General features: G+C 56.8%; 19 protein-coding genes. 13 read left to right on the forward strand and 6 right to left on the reverse strand.

The genetic code is table 11. The features are described from left to right. The first annotated feature begins 6 nt into the window (after nt 1-6). Genes ACR0B8_RS14385 through ACR0B8_RS14410 form a run of 6 tightly spaced genes read left to right on the forward strand, consistent with a single transcriptional unit; the run spans nt 7 to nt 6,503 of the window. Complete coding sequence (locus tag ACR0B8_RS14385; protein ID WP_226689419.1) at nt 7-957, forward strand: cytochrome ubiquinol oxidase subunit II family protein; 951 nt, start codon at nt 7-9, stop codon at nt 955-957. After that, on the forward strand, nt 954-3,038 hold the full coding sequence (locus tag ACR0B8_RS14390) for a cbb3-type cytochrome c oxidase subunit I (protein WP_170361806.1): 2,085 nt from the start codon (nt 954-956) through the stop codon (nt 3,036-3,038). Before ACR0B8_RS14385 ends, ACR0B8_RS14390 begins: the two co-directional genes overlap by 4 nt. Then, nucleotides 3,035-3,667: a cytochrome c oxidase subunit 3 gene (locus ACR0B8_RS14395; protein WP_170349988.1), complete on the forward strand. Its 633-nt coding sequence runs from the start codon at nt 3,035-3,037 to the stop codon at nt 3,665-3,667. The genes ACR0B8_RS14390 and ACR0B8_RS14395 overlap by 4 nt, the downstream gene beginning before the upstream one ends. Next, nucleotides 3,660-3,986, forward strand: a complete 327-nt coding sequence (locus ACR0B8_RS14400) for a cytochrome o ubiquinol oxidase subunit IV (protein WP_170376942.1) — start codon at nt 3,660-3,662, stop codon at nt 3,984-3,986. The genes ACR0B8_RS14395 and ACR0B8_RS14400 overlap by 8 nt, the downstream gene beginning before the upstream one ends. 22 nt (nt 3,987-4,008) lie before the next feature. After that, nucleotides 4,009-4,983, forward strand: coding sequence for an HlyD family secretion protein (locus ACR0B8_RS14405; protein ID WP_226689418.1), 975 nt, complete (start codon nt 4,009-4,011; stop codon nt 4,981-4,983). Further along, nucleotides 4,980-6,503, forward strand: a complete 1,524-nt coding sequence (locus ACR0B8_RS14410; RefSeq protein WP_170349991.1) for a DHA2 family efflux MFS transporter permease subunit — start codon at nt 4,980-4,982, stop codon at nt 6,501-6,503. Before ACR0B8_RS14405 ends, ACR0B8_RS14410 begins: the two co-directional genes overlap by 4 nt. Here ACR0B8_RS14410 and ACR0B8_RS14415 read toward each other — a convergent pair. Together ACR0B8_RS14415 and ACR0B8_RS14420 are read right to left on the reverse strand one after the other, a co-directional pair. Beyond that, entirely contained in the window at nt 6,500-6,862 is a 363-nt protein-coding gene (locus ACR0B8_RS14415; RefSeq protein ID WP_170361810.1) for a fluoride efflux transporter FluC, read from the reverse strand. The two genes, ACR0B8_RS14410 and ACR0B8_RS14415, sit on opposite strands and share 4 nt — an antisense overlap. Further along, entirely contained in the window at nt 6,859-7,266 is a 408-nt protein-coding gene (locus tag ACR0B8_RS14420) for a fluoride efflux transporter FluC (protein WP_226689417.1), read from the reverse strand. The genes ACR0B8_RS14415 and ACR0B8_RS14420 overlap by 4 nt, the downstream gene beginning before the upstream one ends. A gap of 197 nt (nt 7,267-7,463) precedes the next feature. Between ACR0B8_RS14420 and ACR0B8_RS14425 the strand changes: the two genes are divergently transcribed. The 3 genes from ACR0B8_RS14425 (at nt 7,464) to ACR0B8_RS14435 (ending at nt 11,627) form a co-directional block, all read left to right on the forward strand. Continuing rightward, entirely contained in the window at nt 7,464-9,044 is a 1,581-nt protein-coding gene (locus tag ACR0B8_RS14425) for an FMN-binding glutamate synthase family protein (RefSeq protein ID WP_170349993.1), read from the forward strand. 61 nt (nt 9,045-9,105) lie between these two features. Next, complete coding sequence (locus ACR0B8_RS14430) at nt 9,106-9,645, forward strand: RNA polymerase sigma factor (protein WP_170361811.1); 540 nt, start codon at nt 9,106-9,108, stop codon at nt 9,643-9,645. Further along, complete coding sequence (locus tag ACR0B8_RS14435) at nt 9,642-11,627, forward strand: vWA domain-containing protein (protein ID WP_226689416.1); 1,986 nt, start codon at nt 9,642-9,644, stop codon at nt 11,625-11,627. The genes ACR0B8_RS14430 and ACR0B8_RS14435 overlap by 4 nt, the downstream gene beginning before the upstream one ends. Before the next feature lie 46 nt (nt 11,628-11,673). Here the strand turns inward: ACR0B8_RS14435 and ACR0B8_RS14440 are convergent, their stop codons facing one another. The 4 genes from ACR0B8_RS14440 to ACR0B8_RS14455 all read right to left on the reverse strand — a co-directional run bounded on the left by ACR0B8_RS14440 (nt 11,674) and on the right by ACR0B8_RS14455 (nt 15,572). Further along, a complete protein-coding gene (locus ACR0B8_RS14440) occupies nt 11,674-12,225 on the reverse strand; it encodes an ABC-type transport auxiliary lipoprotein family protein (protein ID WP_254428493.1) in 552 nt (183 codons plus the stop codon). 95 nt (nt 12,226-12,320) lie between these two features. Next, nucleotides 12,321-13,637, reverse strand: a complete 1,317-nt coding sequence (locus ACR0B8_RS14445) for an MlaD family protein (protein ID WP_170349997.1) — start codon at nt 13,635-13,637, stop codon at nt 12,321-12,323. Nucleotides 13,638-13,642: 5 nt separating this feature from the next. Further along, entirely contained in the window at nt 13,643-14,458 is an 816-nt protein-coding gene (locus tag ACR0B8_RS14450; RefSeq protein WP_170349998.1) for an ABC transporter ATP-binding protein, read from the reverse strand. Between the two features lies 1 nt (nt 14,459). Beyond that, complete coding sequence (locus tag ACR0B8_RS14455; protein WP_226689415.1) at nt 14,460-15,572, reverse strand: ABC transporter permease; 1,113 nt, start codon at nt 15,570-15,572, stop codon at nt 14,460-14,462. 274 nt (nt 15,573-15,846) lie between these two features. Between ACR0B8_RS14455 and ACR0B8_RS14460 the strand changes: the two genes are divergently transcribed. The 4 genes from ACR0B8_RS14460 to ACR0B8_RS14475 all read left to right on the forward strand — a co-directional run bounded on the left by ACR0B8_RS14460 (nt 15,847) and on the right by ACR0B8_RS14475 (nt 22,077). Then, entirely contained in the window at nt 15,847-17,379 is a 1,533-nt protein-coding gene (locus ACR0B8_RS14460; RefSeq protein WP_226689414.1) for a sulfatase-like hydrolase/transferase, read from the forward strand. Between the two features lie 94 nt (nt 17,380-17,473). Then, the gene (locus tag ACR0B8_RS14465; protein ID WP_226689413.1) at nt 17,474-19,339 is read left to right on the forward strand and encodes a hybrid sensor histidine kinase/response regulator; all 1,866 of its coding nucleotides are present in this window, start codon (nt 17,474-17,476) and stop codon (nt 19,337-19,339) included. Beyond that, nucleotides 19,339-20,040: a response regulator transcription factor gene (locus ACR0B8_RS14470; protein ID WP_226689412.1), complete on the forward strand. Its 702-nt coding sequence runs from the start codon at nt 19,339-19,341 to the stop codon at nt 20,038-20,040. Before ACR0B8_RS14465 ends, ACR0B8_RS14470 begins: the two co-directional genes overlap by 1 nt. Nucleotides 20,041-20,310: 270 nt before the next feature. Beyond that, nucleotides 20,311-22,077: an ABC transporter ATP-binding protein gene (locus tag ACR0B8_RS14475; protein WP_226689411.1), complete on the forward strand. Its 1,767-nt coding sequence runs from the start codon at nt 20,311-20,313 to the stop codon at nt 22,075-22,077. Nucleotides 22,078-22,112 lie beyond the last annotated feature (35 nt).

A 22,112-nucleotide genomic window follows, 5' to 3' on the forward strand; every position in this document is an offset into this window, starting at 1 on the left:
TCAGGCGTGGCCTTACTCAAACCTTCAGCAATGGCATTGGTGATCGCGGTTGTTGTGGCCTCGGCACAGATGGCGTGGGCAAGCAACAGCTTCATGGACCCGCAAGGCCCTATTGCGGCGGTTCAGAAAACCCACCTGTTGCGGGCGACTGTTCTGATCATGATCGCCGTGTTGCCGGTTTTGGTATTGGTGCCGCTGATCGCCTTGCGGTACCGGCGGCGCAAGGGCAGCGCGGCAGAGTACCGGCCCAAATGGGATTTCTCGGGCAAGCTGGAATTTGCCATGTGGGGCGTGCCGGTCGTGATCGTGGCGCTGCTGTCGTTTTACTTGTGGAAAGCCACCCACCGGCTGGACCCTTACGCCGCACCGTTCGGTGAAACACCCGCGCTGAACGTGCAGGTTGTTGGCCTCGATTGGAAATGGCTGTTCATTTACCCCGATCTTGGTATCGCCACCGTCGGAGAGTTCGGCATTCCTGTCAAACAGCAAGTGGCGATGACGCTGACGACGGATACGGTGATGCAATCCTTTATGATCCCCGCCCTGGCGGGGCAGATCTACGCGATGCCGGGGATGACGACTCAGCTGCATCTGGTGGCCGATACGCCCGAGACGATGCAGGGCGAAAACACGCAGTATAATGGGCGGGGTTTTACCAAGCAGAAGTTTCTGACTCAGGCGATGCAGCCCGAAGGCTTCAATGCCTGGGTTGAAAGTGTTCGCACCCATGGGATCCCTCTGACCGAAGACACTTACAGAACGCTGGCCATGCGCACGGATCGGGATGAGGTACAGGCAGCGTTGGGGACCTCACTGATGCCACTCAATGCGCTTTATTTTACGCTGGAGGACGGTGATCTGTTCCAGTCCATTTTGCACCGCTATCACGGTGGGCAACCGTTGCCACGCGATCAACAACCGGGAACCGCTGAATACGGGCAAGAGGGCGCGCAATGACCGAAACAGGATTCTTTGGCCGTCTGAACTGGGATGCCTTCCCGATCATGGGTCTGATCCAAAACCCTAACGCAAACGAAATTGTGGCCAACGCGGCGGCGGCCGTGGTGATCGTAGGCGTCATTGTCGTGGTCGGATCACTGACATGGTTCCGCCTGTGGGGGCCTTTGTGGCGCGACTGGCTGACCAGCGCAGATCATAAGAAAATCGGGATTATGTACATCGTCTTTGCCATCGTCATGCTGGCGCGCGGCGTGCTTGAAGGCGTTGTCATGCGCGCCCAACAAGCAGCCGGGCCGGGCGATGGTTTCCTTGAGGCCGAACACTTTGCCGAGTTGTTCAGCACCCATGGCACGATCATGGTGTTCTTTGTCGCCGTGCCCTTTGTCTTCGGGCTCGCGAATTACCTGATCCCGCTGATGATCGGCGCGCGGGATGTGGCCTTTCCAGTAATGAACCAGATCAGTCTGGGCCTGACCGTCTCGGCGGGCATGATGTTGATGGTGTCGCTGGTGGTTGGCAATTTCTCAACCGGGGGGTGGACGGCTTATCCGCCTTATACCGGGGCCGCCTTTAACCCCGGCGTGGGGCCGGACTACTGGATATGGGCCATTGTTGTCTCAGGCATCGGTACCACGCTGACGGGGATCAACTTTGCAGTCACGATCTATAAGCTGCGGGCGCCGGGGATGAAGTTCATGCGGCTGCCAATGTATTGCTGGACAATCATCAGCAGCTCGATCCTGATCATCTTTGCCATGCCGCCGCTTGGCGTGGCGGCGCTGATGTTGGCGGCGGATCGGTATCTGGATTTCCATTATTTCACCAACGACCTTGGCGGCAACATGATGAACTATGCCAACCTGTTCTGGCTGTTCGGCCACCCCGAGGTCTATCTGCTGGTTCTGCCCGCTTATGGTATCTATTCCGAAGTTTTCGCCACATTCTCGGCCAAACGGCTTTACGGATACAACTCGCTAGTGATTGCCACAATGTGCATCGCGGTGCTGTCCTTTACCGTCTGGCTGCACCATTTCTTTACTATGGGCCAAAGCGCTCTGATCAATGCTGTGTTCGGCATCGCCACCATGCTGATCGCCATTCCAACCGGGGTGAAGGTCTATGACTGGATGGCGACTTTGTATCGTGGCCGTATCCGGTTTTCGGTGCCGATGCTGTACGGCCTGTCCTTTCTGATGTTGTTTGTGATTGGTGGCTTGTCGGGTGTGATCCTTGCCAACCCGACGGTCGATTATCAGGTGCATAACACTCTGTTCCTTGTGGCGCATTTCCACAATGTTCTGTTGCCGGGCGTGCTGTTCGGCCTGCTGGCCGGATACAATTACTGGTTCCCCAAGGCTTTTGGGTTCCGGCTGAACGAGCGTTGGGGGCGCATCACAGTGGTATTGTGGACGGTTGGGTTCATGCTGACTTTCCTGCCGCTTTATTTCGTTGGCCTCATGGGGATGCCGCGCCGGTCGTTCAGTTGGGAAGACCCCAGTTTCCACCCCTATATGATCATCGCCGTCATCGGCGCGCTGGTGATCTTGTCGGCGCTGTTGGCGGTGGTTATGCAATTGTGGGTCAGTATCCGCGACCGGGAAAACACCCGCGTGCCAGTCGGCGATCCGTGGGATGCGCGCACGCTGGAATGGTCGATCCCGTCGCCGCCGCCGCCCTACAATTTTGCCGTCATCCCGCAGGTGACGGATCGGGATAACTTTGCCGCCGCAAAGGAGCGGGGTGAGGCCTATCCGACACCTGATGAGTACGAAGATATCTCGATGCCGCGCAACACTGGGATCGGGTTCATCCTGTGTGTACTCAGCGGAGTCTGGATGTTCGCATTGGTCTGGTGGATCTGGTGGCTGGCCGCACTGGTAACTGCACTGATGTTGCTGTCCTTCATCCTGTGGACCTTCCGGCTGGACACCGAAGAGGTCATCCCTGCCGAGGAGGTTCGCAAACAACACGAAGCCTGGCTTGATTTGGTGCGCAGCTCTGCACCGGTGGATCGCGATCATGAAATCGCTCCGGAAAATCGCGGCCTTGCCCGCCCTGACCTGGAGGCAGTGACATGAAGCGCGCACCGACGCACAGCTATCCAGGGCTGAACCTCGGGCGGCGGCATGCCAGCGCGGACCAGGCCGCCGAGGTCGTCACTTTCGGATTCTGGGTCTTTCTGATGAGCGATCTGGTCTATTTCGGCCTGATGTTCGCCATTTACATCACCATGATCGATGCACAGGCTGGCGGGCCCGGTCCGCACGAGCTGTTCGATCTGAGAAGCATCTTTGCCCAGACGATAATCCTTTTGACCAGCAGCCTTACCGTGGGGCTGGCAATGCTGGCGCTGAAATACAACCTGCCCAGATGGCGGATCGTGTTCTGGTTCTGCGTGACGCTGGTATTGGGTCTCAGCTTTCTGGTGCTGGAAATCCGCGATTTCGTGGCGATGACCGAAAAAGGCGGTGTCCCTCAACGCAGCGGGTTTCTATCGGCCTTCTACGGTCTGGTGCCGCTGCATGGGTTGCACGTGGCTGCTGGGTGCTTGTGGTTGATCGTGTTGGGCATTCAGCTGCGCCTGTTTGGCTTGACCGATCTGCTGATGTCGCGCGTGGTGCGGTTGGCATTGTTTTGGCACTTTCTCGACCTGATCTGGATCGGGATTATCACCATCGTTTATTTCGGAGGGCTGACCTATGGATAAGCGCAGCGAGATGCACCGGCGCGAGCGTCGGCGCTACATAATTGGCTATGGTGGCTCGCTTTTGCTGACAGGGGCGGTGTTCGCGATAGCCTATAAATACGGCATCGAGACCAAGGGGGTTTACCTTTCAATCGCGTTATTGGGGTTGGCGCAATTGATCGTTCAACTGGTCTATTTCCTGCATATTGATCGCCGCCGCAGCAGCCGGGAAGACCTGGATTTGATCCTTTTCTCCACGCTGGTGCTATTGATCATCATCCTTGGAACTGTCTGGATAATGGGCAATCTGGCGGTGCGAATGCACACCTATCCGATGTAGCCAATTGTTTGAGGCCTGACCTATGAAAGCCCTTGCCGTTGCAGCCATGCTTACTGCTATCGGTGCAGGACTGTTCCTGTTTTGGCGGCATGAAGAGCGTTACCCTTCAACGAATGACGCGTATGTTAGTGCGAATATCATCAACGTGGCAGCACAAGTTACCGGGCAAGTGGCCGAGGTTCCGATCACGGAAAATCAGCCGATTAAGGCAGGGGATCTGCTGTTCGCCATTGACGAAACGCAATTCAAGGCATCCGTCGATCAAGCACGGGCCGATCTGGACAGCGCCATACAACAGGTTCAAACCATTTCCACCCAGATTTCAGCAGCTGAAGCGGCTGTAAATTCCGCTCAGTCGGCCTTTGACACGGCCAAAAGTAATTTTGAACGCAACAAGGCGTTATACTCGGACGGGGACGTGGCGCAGGTCACGCTGGATCAGGCGACGACGGAATTCGCGCAGGCCTCGGCCCGGCTGACCGCCAGCCAGGCTGCGCTGTTGGCTCTGCAAAGCAGTGTGGCCGCAAAGCAGGACAACGTCCTTTCTGCACGCGCGCAGCTTGAGATTGCAAAAGCGGATTTGGATTGGACCAAAGTCTATGCAGCGGCGGATGGTTGGATTGCTAACCTGACCTTGCGGCCAGGTTCAGCGGTGGCCGCCAATGCGCCGCAGTTTTCGATTGTCGAGGCTTCGGACTGGTGGGTGGATGCGAATTTCAAGGAAACCGCTCTGCCGCGCATTCGTCCGGGCCAACCGGTTACGGTTCAGATCGACATGCTGCCGGGTGTGACGCTGACGGGCAAGGTCGCCTCGATCGGGCGCGGCTCGGGGGATACTTTCTCGCTTTTGCCGTCCGAGAATGCCAGCGGCAATTGGGTCAAGGTCACCCGGCGCTTTGCGGTGCGCGTAGAACTTGATCCGACCGATGTGCCCCTGCGTGTGGGTGGCAGCAGCAAAGTGACTGTGGACACGACCGTCGATCAGGCAGAAAAATGACGGGATCGGCGGCCAGCCGCGTCAATCCGGTGATTGTGATCGCCGTTGTTCTCAGCGCTATACTCGAGGTGTTGGACAGCACCATTGTCAATGTGGCACTACCGCATATTCAGGCCGCTTTCGGGGCCACGACCGATCAGGCAACGTGGATATTGACCAGCTATATCGTCTCGGCTGTCGTGGTCATGCCGCTGACGGGGTTTGTTTCCCGCCGGGTCGGACGGCGACGGCTGATCCTGACCGCCATCACGGGCTTTACCGCTATGTCCGTCATGTGCGGCCTCTCGTGGAGCCTTGAGACCATCGTCTTCTTCCGACTGGCGCAGGGCATGTTCGGTGCGTTCCTAATCCCGTTGTCGCAATCCATCCTGTTTGATGCCTATCCCCGCGAAAAACGCGGGCAGGCGATGGCTGTTTTTGGTCTGGGCGTCGTGGTTGCCCCCGTCTTGGGGCCGACAGTCGGGGCCATCCTGACCGAGTATTTCTCGTGGCGAATGGTGTTTTTCGTAAACCTGCCGGTGGCGGCCATGGCCCTGCTGTTGCTGGCCGGAGAGCTGCCGGATGATGAAACCGAAGAGGTCAAGATCGACTGGATCGGTCTGGCGTTGCTGGCCATCGGCATTGGTTGCTTGCAATACATACTGGATCAGGGGGAAACCAAGGATTGGTTGACCTCTCGTGTGATACAGGTGGCGCTGATCGCGTCGGTCCTGGGCGCGTTGGGGTTTGTTGTTCATGCGCTCAGCTCGAAACGCCCGGTCGTTGATCTACGCCTTTTCGCGGACCGGAATTTTGCCCTGTGCAATCTGGTCATCGCAGGGTTTGCGATCTCGCTGTTCGGAGGCATCGCGATCCTGCCAACTTTTGTGCAGAACCTGCTGGACTATCCGGTCATCGCATCAGGTCATTTGTTCATTCCGCGCGGTATTACGGCGGGTCTGTCCATGGTGGTGACTGGCGCTGTGCTGGTGCATCGTTTTGATCCGCGTATTCTGGCCGGGCTGGGCATGGCGTTGACGGCGGTAAGCAACTTCATGATGGGCGCGCTGAATATGAATGCGGGGTTTTGGGAGCTGGCCTGGCCGGGTGCCGTCAGCGGTCTGGGTATGGGGTTGGTCTTTGTGCCCATGTCGATTCTGGCGTTCGAGAGTATTTCAAAAACCCGGCAGGACGAAGCGTCTGGATTGTTCAACGTGACCCGTCAGTTGGGGTCGTCGGTTGGAATTTCGCTTGTTGGGACATGGGTGGTGCGCGGGTTGCAGACGAATACCGCTGTGCTTGGCCAGAATGTGACCCCCTACAACCCGGCTGCGCAGGCTTATCTACAACCGCTTGGCCTGACGCCCGACAGTGCGCAAGGCGCTGCCATACTGGGGCAAGCGATCAGCCAGCAGGCTGAACTGATTTCATATCTGACCGTTTTCAATAACCTGGGTTTGCTGGCCCTGGCGACGATTCCTTTGCTGTTTTTCTGCCGCGCTCCTAAGCCAGGCACACAGTCTGCTGTTCCCGCGCACTAGTGTGTCAGGAACAATCCCAGCAACAAGGCAAGCCAACACAAGATCAGGCTAAGTAGAATATTCCCCGCCGCCAGCGCAATCGTGCGTTGCCGCCGCAACTCCAGCGATTGATAGGCAAAGCTTGAGAAAGTGGTGAACCCGCCGCAGAACCCGAAGACCAGCCGTTTTTCTTCTTCGCCCAAATCGACTGGCCCACCCAGGAAACCGATCCACAGACCAAGAAGCAGGCTGCCCAGAACATTTACAATCAGTGTTGCAAACGGCAGGTCGTGGCGAACCCGTAGAGAGACCCAATGGCGCAGCACTGCGCCCAGACCGCCGCCCAGGCCGAACATGGCGTGCAGATACAGCTCGGTCATTTTGCTGACCTCTGCCCTTGGAACCGCCGTCCGATAGTCTCGCCCAAAATAGCAGCAGCAAGGCCAACCGCGATTTCCAGACCAGCAGCTGAAATAGCGCCCCAAAGATGCGTTGCCGCCATACGCTCCAGCTCAGCCACAAATGAGGAAAACGTAGACAGACCACCGCAAAACCCGACCGCACCCAGATGCAATACATGCGCATGCACGCGATGCCGCACTGCATAAAGCCAACCGAGTATGAAACAGGCCACAATATTGATCCCAAACGTGGCCGTCAGAATCGGAGCGCCGGGGATCTGGGCCGAGAGCGCCTCGCGCAGCAACGACCCCGCAGCGCCCCCTACGAAAACGGCAGCGAACATGATGGCCGTGGTCCGGACGGCGGGTCGGGTCTGTGTCACGGCCTGGATTCCTGCCCAATTTCACCTTTGTTTTGGCATACCTATTGGGGCAAGGGGGATCAACAGTGGCTCTGTATTCTGCCTGTTTCGTAATCTAACCTGATCGCGTGATGTTTGGTTCAAACGCTTGCAATCAAAAGCCGAATTGATCCACGCTTGCCATTAGCCGGTTTGGCAACACCTTGGGAGAGCGCAAAATGATTGTACGTCAACTCTATTACTTCCTCAGCTACGTGTGTTTGCCGCTGACTGTGTTGTGGGGGCTGTACTGGCCACCGGCGCATTGGTTACTGGTCCTGCTGATCCCCTACGCAGTGGTTGGCCTGTATGACATGCTGACCACAAAGCATAACGTTTTGAACAATTATCCGGTTCTGGGGCATTTCCGGTACATGCTGGAATTCGTCAGCCCGGAAATCCGCCAATACTTTGTTGAGACCAACGAAAGCGGGCGCCCCTATAACCGTATCATCCGCAGCCTGGTCTATTCCCGCGCCAAGGGGCAGATGGATACACAGGCCTTTGGCACACAATTCGACATCATGACCGTAGGGTATCACCGGGCCAACCATTCACTTGCACCCAAAGAGGTGGCCGAAAGTGAGGAACGGGTCATGCTGGGCGGACCCCAGTGTACCAAACCCTATAATGCCTCGCGTCTGAACGTATCCGCCATGAGTTTCGGCGCACTCAGCGCCAATGCGATCCGGGCGTTAAACGGCGGTGCCAAAGATGGCGGGTTTGCGCATAACACGGGTGAGGGTGGGTTGTCTCCGCACCATCTGGCCGAGGGCGGTGATATCATCTGGCAGATCGGTACGGGCTATTTTGGATGCCGTACGCTCGAAGGTACGTTCGATAAGGATAAATTCGCTGAAAAAGCCCAAAAAGATGTGGTCAAGGCGATTGAAATCAAACTGTCGCAGGGCGCGAAACCATCCCATGGCGGGGTTCTGCCTGCGGCCAAGGTGGATAAGGAAATCGCCGAAATCCGCCACGTACCCGAGCATCAGGACGTCATATCTCCTCCCATCCATTCGGCCTTTGAAGGCCCGACGGGTTTGATGCATTTCGTTCAGCACCTGCGTGAATTGTCAGGCGGAAAACCCGTCGGTTTCAAGCTGTGCATTGGTCGTCCTTCCGAGTTTATGGCGATCTGCAAGGCGATGTTGGAAACTGGAATTTTGCCCGACTTTATTACCATTGACGGTGCCGAAGGGGGCACCGGGGCGGCTCCGGTTGAATTCACCAACCGCCTCGGCGTGCCCCTGAACGAGGCGTTGATCTTTGTTAACAACTGCCTGCGTGGCGCTGGTTTGCGCGACAAGATGCGGATCATCTGCTCGGGCAAGGTGGCCACGGGCTATGACATGGTCGAGAAATTTGCGCTTGGGGCTGATATGTGCAACGCGGCGCGGGCGATGATGTTTGCGGTTGGCTGCATACAGGCGTTGCATTGCAATACGAACCGCTGCCCTTCGGGTGTCGCCACACAAGACCCGGTCCGAGGACGGGCAGTGAACGTGCCGCAAAAACGCGTTCGGGTGCAGCGCTTTCATGACGCCACGCTGGAAAGCTTTCGAGAGCTTTTGGGAGCTATGGGTAAAGAAAAAGTCTCTGACCTGCATCCAAGCGATATCCGCTGTCGTAACGCGGATGAACACGAGCGATCCTATGCCGAAATGTACACTTTTATTGATGAAGGCGCCTTGCTGACCGATACCCCCCCCGAAGCCTTTGCTGCGGATTGGAAAATGGCATCGGCAAGTCATTTTTAATTTTTTTCGACCCGCCGCCAAGGATTGACCTTTCTGGTCCGTCTTACTCATCGTGATGCGTATGACAACTTCGGATGAGGATCTGGCCAAAGCTGCCGCGAAGGGGGACGCGGATGCGTTCGCTGCCCTTCTTGCGCGCCATTACGACCGAATATTTCGTTTGGCTTTTCGGTTGAGTGGGCGCGGGGATCAGGCCGAGGATCTGACACAGGATATCTGCGCTGCCTTACCAACCAAGATTGTTGGGTTTCGGGCGCAGGCCAAATTCACCACTTGGCTGTATCGTGTTGTCGTCAACGCCGCCGAAGACGCGCGCCGTCGGCAAGCCAGTCACAGCCGAGCTGCGGTCGGGTGGGGCGATGTCGAGCAGATGCGCCGGGCGGAAGCGGCGGAAACCGCCGAAGCCGTCGACTGGCTACAACGGGCCATGCGCGCGTTACCGCAAGAATTGCAGGACACCTTGGCCCTGACGCTTGAGGATGAAATGACTCATGCCCAGGCGGCACAGGTACTGGGCGTGTCTGAGGGCACAGTGTCTTGGCGCATGTCGGATATCCGCAAACGCCTGCGGGCCTTGCGGCAAGAGGAGCTGGCTCAATGACAGACGATCTTGAAGATTTCAAAACCTTGATGAATGCCGCCACCCCCGCGCCGGATGCGCAGCGTCGGGTGAAAAATCTGCAGCAGGCGCAGAAAAGTTTCGCCCACGCCCAAGGATTGCAATCTGGCGCGCGTCCGACTGTCAAGCGAGGCCCAATAGCCCGCCTGACAGAAGGAGCGAAGTCCATGTTGAATGTCTTGACGCATCGCGGCGCATTGACCGCAACTACAGCCATCGCCGCCGTGGCCTTGGTGGCGATCCTACCGCAGACGCGGGATTACATGTTGAGCCCATCCCCACTACCGAACGATGAACACGTTGAATCCCGGACCAAAACAGAAGAGGCGGATCAGGACAGTGAATTGTCTTTCGCCGTTCCCGACAGCGCGGTTTCAGAACCCGTGGTCGAAGCGCCTGTTGTGATGGAGGACTCGATCGCGCCTCGATCGCGTCCCAATGCATCGAGTAAAATACAAACCGGTGGCCTGGGTGCGACAAGTGAGAGCTATTCCAGTTCCGGATTAATTGGAGGTTCCCAACCATTGGTGCCGTCGCTGGACCAACGCGTTGTTGTTCTGGCACCCGAACAAAATACCGAAGATTTTGCCAACGCCGACACCAATCCATTGAAGGTCACGGCCGAAGATCCCGTGTCGACCTTCTCGATTGATGTCGACACGTCCTCATATTCGATTGTCCGATCCTCATTGATGCGCGGTCAGTTGCCGCCGAAAGATGCGGTGCGGGTTGAAGAGATGGTGAATTACTTCCCCTACAGCTATCCCGCGCCCGAAAGTGATGTGCCGTTCCGGCCTTCGATTTCAGTGACCCCAACACCCTGGAACGAAGGCACGCAACTGGTTCATATCGGCATACAGGGTGCGCTTCCGCAGATCGAAGATCGCCCACCGCTGAACCTGGTGTTTCTGATCGACACGTCGGGTTCGATGCAAAATACCGACAAACTGCCGCTGCTGAAACAATCTTTCCGCCTGATGCTATCGGAATTGTGGCCCGAAGATCAGGTGTCAATCGTCACTTACGCGGGCGGCGCCGGGCAAGTGCTGGAGCCGACGGCGGCGTCGGAACGGTCCAAAATCCTAAACGCGCTGGACCAATTGGAGGCCGGGGGTTCGACCGCCGGGCAGGCCGGGTTGCAGCAGGCCTATCAGGTGGCGGAAAGCATGGTTGAGGATGGCGAGGTCACCCGCGTTATCCTGGCCACGGATGGTGATTTCAATGTTGGCCTGTCGGACCCGGACGCTTTGAAAGATTTCATAGCCCAAAAACGCGACAGCGGCACGTTTCTAAGCGTTCTGGGCTTTGGTCGGGGAAATCTGGACGATGCGACCATGCAGGCGCTGGCGCAGAATGGGAACGGGCAGGCGGCCTATATCGATACATTAAGCGAGGCACGCAAGGTTCTGGTTGATCAGCTGACCGGCGTGCTGTTTCCGATTGCCAATGACGTCAAAATACAGGTTGAGTTCAACCCGGCGCAGATCGCCGAATACCATCTGATCGGGTATGAAACCCGTGCTTTGAAGCGCGAAGATTTCGCGAACGATAAGGTGGACGCGGGCGATATCGGGGCCGGTCATACGGTGACTGCGATTTACGAAGTGACACCTGTGGGGTCGGACGCCATCCGAAATGGTCCCTTACGCTATGCGGAACAAGCGGTGTCCGAGGGGTCGGACGAGATCGGATTTTTCAAACTGCGGTACAAAACTCCTGGGGCTGCGGAAAGCCAATTGATCCAGCATCCAATCCTGCCGGGGCAAGGGGCCGTGACCGAAGATGTGGAATTCTCATACGCCATTGCGGGCTTTGGCCAGTTGTTGCGCGGCGGAGAATATTTGGGCTCGTGGTCCTATGCGGATGCGATTGCGCTTGCAAATGAGGCAAAGGGTGAGGACCCGTTCGGGTATCGTGCCGAAGCCATCACATTGATGCGTTTGGCCCAGACATTGTCTCAATGAAACCGGTATGCGGGCGCTGAAACCTAAGAGCGCCCGTTTACCTACCCTAAAATCGATCAGAATTATTCGCGGCGTGGGTGTTGATCTTGCGCACACTCCATTCCACCGCATCCCGCATGGTCTTGCCCAACGCATCATCGAACGCTCGGACCAGATCAGGAGTTTTATCGCTGGCGGCGACCACATATTCCCGGAAGGAATCTGACGCGATGATCTTGTCTTCGAACTCGTCGATGATCTTGATATTCATTCGAACTTCGACCCGTACAGTTGACGATCCGTCGTCTTCGGCAATCACAAGGCCCTGAAATTCCCGCAAGTCAGGAACGATGACATAGTCCGCGCGCAACCCAACGGTCGAACGACCAACGGCAGCCACCTTGCCGCTGTTTTCATAGCTTTCCACCAGCAGCGCCTGAACGATCAGCGGCGCGCGGTCCACCCAACGCGCCCGAGGCAGATACTGGACCTGCAACGGTGTGGGTTGAATAGCAATCTGATCGGTGTTGACGGCTGCGGTGGCCGTTGGTTCCTGCACCACGACCTGTTTTTGAATGCGCGGCAACGAAGACGAAAACGTGCTTTTTGGTGTCAACAAGTACAAATCATTAGGCTTTGATGCCTGCCTGAGCGTTCCCAGCCCCGCGCATCCCCCCAGCGACACCAGGGCGAGAACCACAAGTAAATGCCTAATCATTGGCGAAACTCCGATGCTTGGGTTCCAAGAAGGAAACGCGCGGGATCACGTTCGACCTTATCCACCAGACGATCCAGGCTGATGACCAGTCGTTGCGATTCTTCGATAAAGCGGGTGAACTGCGGCAGACCGACCCGCAGGAAATCGGACAACTGACGGCGGTTGTCCTGGACGATACCGTCGATGGTGCCCAGCAGTTCCGAGGCTGATTTCGATGCGCTCAGGATATCGGCGGATATGTCGTCTAGACGTTGGGTGACGTTCTTCACAGTCGCGGATACCTCATTTGCGGCTGTACGGATGTCGTTCATTACAGTGCCGACGTCTTCGGTTATGACTTTGTTGGCCGAGTCAAAGGCACGTTCTGCCGAGGTCAGCGTGCCTTTTGCCGTGTCCATCGCACCCGTGATTGACCCCAGCGTTTTATTTGCATTCAAGAATGTCTCGGTGATAGTCGCCAGCGAGACTTCGGCCTCGCTCGTCAGACCGTTCAGGTTCTCGGCCAGGTTTGTGGCGCGTTCGATGAAGGGACGAATATCTTCCTGAATTATGCGATCCGCTGTTTCGATTGTGACCTTGGCGCTGTCGAGAGTTGCGGTTGCCGAGTCCGATGCGGTTTTCACGCTTTTCAGCGTATCCGTGCCGGTTGTCAGGGTCGTTTCGGCGGTGTCGGCCAACTGATCCAGTCGATCTGTGAAATCGCCAAGCTTTTTGGCGGCGCCCCCAAGGTCCGTCGACAGGTTTTCGAAATCCGAAAGCGTCTTTTCCAACTTGCCTGAAGCGGAAGCCAGATTGTCGAGAATGTCGCTGACGTATTTGCGGTTCTTGTCATCGACTACGGCATTGAGGTTTTCCAGTAGGGTAACGGCCTCGTCCAGCACCTTCGGGGCGCCCTCAAACAACGATTGAATGGCGCTGCGCTTGCTTTTAATCACACTGTCTTGTGGCAGTTTTGTGCCACTGGCGGACCCGCCGGTCAGTTCCACGTAACTAACGCCCGTGACACCCAGTGATTGCAACTGCGCAATTGTGTCTTCGGTTACGGGGATGTCTGCGTCGACCTCAAGCCTGACCCGTACCTTGGACGGATCGTCCTCGTCCAGATTCAGCGAAATAACCTGACCGACCGGCAGACCATTGTAGCTGACGCCACCTGCCGCAGACAGGCCAGATACGTTGTCGAATAGTACATCATAATAGGCGTATTGCCGCGACACCTCGAATTTCGCCAACCATAGGAAAAAGCCGAATGCGCCAAGGATACCCGCAAGGGTGAAGGCGCCGATCAGGATATAATTCGCTCGGGTTTCCATGACCTCTACCTGTCCTGCCCCTTCTTTTGCGCCGCGCGCGCCCGGGGGCCGGTGAAGTATTCCTGCACCCAAGGATGGTCGACTTTGGTCATTTCTTCAATCCGTCCTTCAACCAGAACGCGTTTTTCGGCTAGCACTGCGACACGATCGCAAATGGCATAGAGGCTATCGAGATCATGCGTAACCATAAACACGGTCAGCCCCAACGCGTGCTGCAACTCGCCGATCAACTCGTCATAAGCCGCCGCCCCGATCGGGTCCAACCCGGCGGTGGGCTCGTCCAGAAACACGATCTCGGGGTCCAGTGCCAGTGCGCGGGCCAAGGCTGCGCGTTTGCGCATACCCCCGGACAGTTCTGACGGAAACTTACCGCAGCTCAGTTGTGGCAGACCCACAAGGCTGATCTTCAGGCTGCCAAGGGCACACATCAGCTTTTCACTTAACCCGGTGTGTTCGCGCAGCGGGGCCATGACGTTCTGCAAAACTGTCAGAGACGAAAACAGCGCGCCATCCTGAAAGGCCACGCCCCAATGCCGTTCGATGCGGCGACGTTCCTGTTCGGGCCCGTTCAGGACGTCGACACCCAATACTTCGATGCTGCCTGCGGCGGGTCTGTTCAGCCCAACAATCGTGCGCAACAGCACCGACTTGCCGGTGCCGGAACCGCCAACGATGCCCAATACTTCACCGCGCCAGACGTCCAGGTTGAGGTTCTGATGCACCACCTGCGTTCCAAACTGGTTAGTCAGATTGCGCACGCGGATCACTGCCTCGCGCTGAGCGCCGGTTTCCGAGGTCTTTTCAAGCACGCTCCCGTCCATGTCAGACCTCCAACACCGAGAAGAAGATCGAAAACAGCGCGTCCAGTGCAATCACCATAAAGATCGACTGCACAACGGAGGCTGTTGTTCTTTGGCCGACGCTCTGGGCCGATCCCTTGACCTGCATTGCCTGCCAACAGGCGATAACGCCGATGACCACGGCAAAAAACGGGGCTTTGATCATGCCGATGGCAAAATGCCAGATGCCGGTGCTTTCCTTCAGCCGCGTCACGAACATTCCGGGGCTGATGCCAAGATCGATCCAGCTCATCAAACCACCACCGATCAGGGCGGCCATATCCGCAATGAAACCCAGGATCGGCAACATTATCAACAAAGCGACGACGCGCGGGATCACCAGCACTTCGATCGGGTCGAGGCCCAGCGTTCGCATGGCGTCGATCTCTTCCTGCACTTTCATCGATCCGATTGACGCGGTGAAAGCCGACCCGGACCGGCCCGCAACTATGATGGCCGTCAGCAGGATGCCCAGCTCGCGCAGCACCGAGATCGAGATCAGTTCGACCACGAAAATCTCGGCCCCGAATTGTTTCAGCTGAGTGGCCCCCTGAAAGGCCAGTACAACGCCGATCAAAAACCCCATCAGGGCAACAATCGGGATGGCCCTAAAACCCGTTTCCTCCATCTGAGATACCAGCGCTGCCTGTCGCAGCCGCCATGGCATAATAATGGTGCGGGCCAACCGATGCAGGGTCAGGCCCAGAAAGCCCAGCATTGAAAGGGTGTCTTTCCAAGCCCCCGCCGTGCCTTGACCAACGCTGGCGACCCAATCAACAAAACTGCGGTGTTCCGCTTCGATACCAGAATCGTCAGGTATGTTCTTGGCTACAGTGTCCAACAGGGCGGACTGAGCTGGGCTTAACCCTTCGAACCGAACCTCGGCGCCTACGGCCCTGTTTCGCCGGGCCAAATCGGCAACCAGCCATGCGCCACCAGTATCCAGCGCCTCGACCTGAGACAGATCAAACGTGACGTTGCCACCCTGGGGTTGAGCTGAGGCAAAAGCCTGTTCTACTGACGCCAGAGATTTGGTGAGCATTTCACCCGAAATACGCAGGCAGACGCCGTCGGCGTCATGTTCCGAATGTATCATGGGCTGCGTCATGGGCGTATGTGATGTGAAACCACGTTGTGCTGCAACGGATTTTTACGCTGTGACCAGATTTGCCGTCATACCATAGCAGGGGTGTGACAATTTGGGTCCGCCTGACGCTAGCCATGTGCGCCATCCCCTTAAATGACTGTTTTTTGTACGTGATACGAAAAAAAGCGTGCTCAAATATCAGCGCGATGAACGGCTTGCCGCGACCACGGAACCAAGTCACAGTCTGCAGCGGAAACGCCTCGTTGGAATCAAGGTAAGTGTCATGAAGCACGCGGGAAATGTCCTGTTCATCATTATTGATCAGTTGCGGGCAGATTGCCTGAACGGTGCCCTTGCGGATCACGTCGATCTGCCGAACATGCGGGCGTTCATGGATGAGGCCGTGACATTTGACCGCCACTTTTCGGTCACCAATCCTTGCGGGCCTTCGCGGGCCTCGATCCTGACTGGGCAGTATGCGATGAATCACCGCTCGGTCCGCAATGGCACACCGCTGCGGCACGACACACCCAATATCGCGACCGAGATGCGTAAGGCCGGTTACCTGCCCATGCTGTTCGGCTATACCGATACCTCGGCAGATCCGCGTGTGCATGACGCAGGTGACCCAGTTCTGAAATCCTATGAGAACCCGATGGCCGGGTTTGATGAAATCGTCGAGATGCGGTTGGAGGAATCCTACCCGTGGCGATCCCACCTGATGCAGAAAGGATACCGCTTTGACGATTACTGGGACGTTCACAAACCGGTGTCACCGACCGGAGATGCGCCGCGCCTGAATGATCCGGCCCTGTACCGGGCCGAAGACAGCGACACGGCCTTTTTGACCGACACATTCCTGAACAGTCTTGCCCCGCTCAAGGGCCAGAACTGGTTTGCCCATTTGACCTATATCCGACCACACCCACCGCTGGTGGCCCCGGCACCGTATAATGATATGTACGATCCGGCGTCATTGCCGCTGCCTGCGGGTTGCTCTGAAGCAGCTGAGGAACGGGCGATGCATCCCTTCTTTGGCCCGACGATGGACAAGCAGACGGCGGCGGATTTCGTATTGGGTTTCGATCACGTTGACCCCACGGTTGAGAATATCCAGACGCTGCGCTCGGTCTATCTGGGGCTGGCAACCGAAGTGGATCATCATGTCGGTCGTGTTATCCAGTACCTGAAAGACAGCGGGCAATACGACGATACGCTGCTGGTGATCACCGCCGATCACGGCGAGATGCTGGGTGATCGGCACAGCTGGGGCAAGATGACAGTCTATGACGCGGCCTATCATACGCCGCTGATGATCCGGTTGCCGGGTAATGAATCTCAGGCGGGCAAGGTAGTGTCTGCGCCAACCGAGTCGGTCGATATAACCCCGACGATCCTCGAATGGGTTGGTCAGACGGTTCCGAATGCGATGGATGGCCGGTCCTTGTTGCCGCTTATGCGTGGCGAAGTACCTGAGGATTGGCGCGGCTATTCTTTTAGCGAGCTTGATTTCTCGGAACCCGAAAACCCTACGTTGTGGCAACAGCAATTGGGCACGGGCAACAGCGACTCGTGTTTGGGCATTCTGCGCGACGACCGGTTCACTTTGGTCGAATTTGCTGCTGATTTGCCGCCGTTGCTTTTCGATCACGACGGCAAGGGCGAGCTGGAGGATGTTGCAAGCAACACTGATCATGCGGTGGACCTGGCGCGTTTGGGGCGGCAAATGTTGCGGCATCGGATGCGAAACATGGACCATACGCTGTCGCTGCATTCCATCACGCCGGATGGGGCAAAGTCCAAACCGCGGTACTGATCCAATCTGTCCTATACACCTGTGACGAAACCGGTGCTACGCATGGTTCGCGGAGAGGGCGAATTTGGACATAACTGAACAACAGATAAAGTCGATGACCAGTGCGGGTCTGAACCTGATCGGTCAGGCCCTGTCGATCTACGACAGCCAATTGCGGCTTGTGGTCAGCAACCACCGTTTTCAGGATATGTTCGATCTACCGGACGAACTTGTGCAGCCCGGAGCGCTGTTCGCCGACACGATCCGCTATCTGGTTGCGCACGGTGAATATGGTGAAGTTACTGATGTCGAGGATGCCGTCGCACAGCGGGTTCAACAGGCGCTGGCGTTCGAGCCTCATTACATGGAACGTGTGCGCGCCAACGGCTGCGTGATTTCGGTCGAAGGTGCGCCTTTGCCAACAGGCGGTTGGGTATCCGTCTACACCGATATCACCAACACCAAACAGGCCGAGGCCCTGCTGCGTGCCCGGTCCGAGGAACTGTCGGATCAATTGCTGGACCGCGCCGAGGAGCTTTTGGCAGCCAACCGGAAACTCGCGGCGACCAACTCCGCGCTGGAAGAGGCCAAACGTCAGCTGACCGAGATCGAAGCCCGCACACGCATGACGACCGAGATGATGCCGGCCCATATTGCCCATCTGAATCCGGACGGGCGGTATGATTACTCCAACCGACGGCTCAGCTCGGTCATGCCGAGCCGACCTTCTGAAATTCTGGATATGCACATATCTGACGCGTTGGGTGCTGCGGCCTTTACCCGTGTAGAACCTTACCTGCTCAAAGCCTATGGCGGTGAAACGTCGGTGTTCGAGTTCACAGAGGATCAGGATTCCCGCCGCATCCGCGTGTCGTTTTCACCAGATGGTGAGGGGGGCGTCTATGTGATGTCTGTCGATATTACCGAGGAAACGCAGGCGCGTGTGGCCCTGCAACAGACACGTCGCCGGGCCATGGCGGCGCAGATGACCAGTGGGTTGGCGCATGATTTCTCGAACCTGTTGACCATCATTTTGGGTATGCAGTCCCGGTTGGAAAAGATGGATTTGTCCGAAGCCGCGCGAGAGCTTGTGGCCGCGACCCAGCAAACCGCGCTGAGGGGCGGGCAATTGCTGAACCGGATCGCGGATATGACCGGCAACCGAACATTTCAACCAAAAGCAACCGACATGCGGGGCTTGTTGGAAGACTTACGCATCCTCGCCTCGCCATCCCTGCCGCGCGGCGTCGGCCTGTCGGTAGTCAACACTCTGCCGGATGAGGCGCTGATGCTGGACCCGGGCATGGTGCAGGACGCGTTGTTGAACCTTGTTCTGAACGCGCGCGATGCCTGTGGTGGATTTGGTCAGGTGACGATCAGCGCGCATAAGATCGGAGAGATCTGGATTGAGATTGCGGTCACCGATACCGGACCGGGTTTTTCCGAGGAAGGTTTGGAGAAAGCCCTGAACCCTTTCTTTACGACCAAGGGCAGCAAAGGATCGGGGCTGGGTCTGCCGATGGTCTATGATACTGTAAAACTGGCAGGCGGGGACCTGAACCTGCGCAACACGCCTTCGGGCGCAGCGGTGGCCATGCGTTTGCCCTATCGTCCAGCGCCGCCGGTGCAGGATGGGCTGGTCCTGCTTGTCGAAGACAATGATGATCTGCGCGGGCAGTTCCGCGATATGCTGGTCGATCTTGGATGTTCGGTGATCGAGGCAACCTCGGTCGATGAAGCCCTGGCTTTGACGGCGGATATTGACGATATCGCGCTGGTACTGTCAGACATCCGACTGGAAGGGCAGGCGACGGGTCTTGACCTGTTGGCGCAGTTGAAGCCAGGCTTGGCGTGTATTTTGATGACCTCGTTGCCCTATTCTGACCCGCTGCACCGGCAAGCGCTGACACTGGCGCCGGTCCTGAGTAAACCGTTTACGCGGGCACAGCTGTCCGCCCTGATCCGAACCGAGGGCACCTGATGAGTCAACCGCTGGTCACCATTGTCGATGATGAACCCGAAATCCGACGTGTTCTGACCGACGCGCTGGAAGAGGCCGGATTCCGCACCCAAAGTTTTGCCCGGGCGCGGGAATTCGAGGCTGCGCTGAAACGTGTGACGCCGGATGTGTGCCTGGTTGATCTGTCCCTACCCGATACGGACGGGTTGGCGTTGGTGCATCGGCTGGCACTGGAACAGGGGGCAGCGGTGATCATCATCTCAGGTCGGGCGCAGGTGCAAGATCGTGTGACCGGGCTAGAGCTTGGGGCGGATGATTACATTACCAAGCCGTTCGACCCGGCCGAGGTTGTGGCCCGCATTCGGGCCAGATTGCGGTCCCCTCGCCAGCAGACCTCGCAGTCGGATGTGGCGATGTTCAATGGTTGGACTGCGTATTTTGACCGCTATGTCCTGATCGATGCCAGTGGCGCAGAGACACCGTTCAGCCATGCGGAGGGGGAAGTTCTGCGATTGTTTTTGGACAGCCCGAAACGCCTGATCAGCCGATCTCAGATGCAAGAGGCACTGGGCGGTGCGGCTGGCGACAGCTTTGACCGGGCAATGGATGTGCGCATCTCTCGGTTGCGCACCAAGCTGGGCGAAGATCCGAAAAACCCGCGCCTGATAAAGACGATCTATGGCGCAGGTTACATTTTTCTGGGGGACGTCGAGTGGCGGTAAAGCGCCTATCAATAGCTGGAAGGCGGTCTTATACTAGAGCTCATGTTGTGAATATTTTAGCAAAACCACTTCGTTACACGAAAAATAGGACAAAATCCTAAACCTGATGTCAGCTGGAACACATCGCTTTTATTATCTGCGCACGGGCTATGGATTCTTGGCGCAGTCGCGCATAACTAACACCATCCTGTCCGGGGGTTGCCGGTGCAATGCGGGTTAAGACCATGACGCTGCCGGGTATCGGAACAGCTAAGGGTTTTGGAGAGTAGAATGATCAAAAAAACCTTGGCCAAATGGCAATCCGGTCATATCGGCCGTTTGCTGGGCGAAAGCCTGCGCAGCCAGGGCTGGTTGTATGGGATCGCGATGATGGCCATGGTTGTGGTTGCTGCAACCACTGCCGGTACCGCGTGGATGATGGAAAACATCGTCAACACCATGACCGAGCCTGAGATGCGCTCGCAGGTCTTTCTGGTTGCCGGGGCTGTAATTGCGCTGTTTTTCGGCAAGGCGGCTGCATCTTACGTACAGGCAGTGTTCTTGGCGCGGGCTGGAAACCGCATCATTGCCGTTCAACAAGAACGTCTTTATGCCAAGCTGATCAAGCGCGGTGTGGGCTTTTTCTCCAGAAACGAATCCTCGGGCCTTTTGATGCGCGTGACGCAGGGGGCTCAGGCGGCCAGACGGCTGGTCAACGTCGTTGTCACAAGCTTTGTGCGAGACTTACTGACATTGATCGGTCTGGTTTTCGTAATGGTCTATCAGCAGCCTTTATTGTCAGTGCTGTTCTTTGTTGTGGGCCCGGTTGCCTTGGTGAGTGTTCGTTTCCTGCTCAAGCGCGTTCGCTCGATCATGCAGTCCGAGATGGCGGCGCTGTCCGAGATCATCAAGGTTCTTCAGGAAACGTCCGGGGGTATTACGATCATCAAGGTCTTTGCTCTCGAAGATCATATGGTCGGACGGATGAATGGGGCTATCAGATCGGTTGAAAAACGGGCGAACTCGATTTCGAAACTGCAATCGGTCGCTAGCCCGTTGATGGAATTTCTGGCGGGCCTGGCCATAGCCGGGGTTCTTGTGATCAGTACCATAGGTATCGCAGGAAGCGGCCCAACCACCGCAGGTCAGCTGATGTCGTTCATCACGGCGCTGTTGATGGCATACGAGCCCGCGAAACGTTTGTCGAAAATGCGTGTTGTCATTGAAACGGCACTGGTTCCGATCGGTCTGATGTTTGATTTGCTGGACGAAGAAGAGCCCATGCGGGAAAGCCCCGATGCCAAACCGCTGGAACCTGGACCGGGTGAAATTCGGCTAAGGGATCTCAGTTTTGGGTACAAGGGAAACCCTAATGTCATTTCGGATATGAACGTGACATTTGAGGCTGGAAAGACAACGGCTCTTGTTGGTCAGTCCGGTGGCGGAAAATCTACTATCTTTGGTCTGATCATGCGTTTTTATGATCCTGATAGCGGAACGGTTGAAATAGACGGGCAGGATCTACAGGGGGCAAGCTTTGCCTCGTTGCGCCAAAAGATCTCGTATGTTGGTCAGGAAACGTTCCTGTTTTCAGCTTCGATTATGGAGAACCTCAGATTTGCGCGTCCCGAGGCCACCGACGAAGAGGTGACCGAAGCCGCGCGGGCCGCCCATGCACATGAATTTATCAGCAAGATGCAATTCGGCTATGACACGCAAGTGGGTGAGAATGGCGCGTTTTTGTCTGGCGGGCAAAAACAGAGGTTGGCCATTGCACGAGCAATTCTGCGAAAGTCTGAAATCTTGTTGCTGGACGAAGCCACCAGTGCCCTTGATGCAGAATCTGAAACCCTTGTGAAAACCGCGTTGGACAAGCTGACCGAGAATGTCACAACGATTGTCATCGCCCACAGGCTGTCTACCGTGTTGGAAGCGGACAAGATCATTGTCATTCAGGACGGTGAGGTTATAGAGGAAGGCAACTTGGAAACTCTGGTCGGGAACGATGGGGTGTTCCGGAAATTGTTTGACAAGCAGTTCAAACAACCGGTGTCCTGACAGCCGTCCATTCTGTAGGATCTGGTCAGTAACGT

The sequence above is a fragment of the Ruegeria sp. BH6 genome (genome assembly GCF_056538105.1).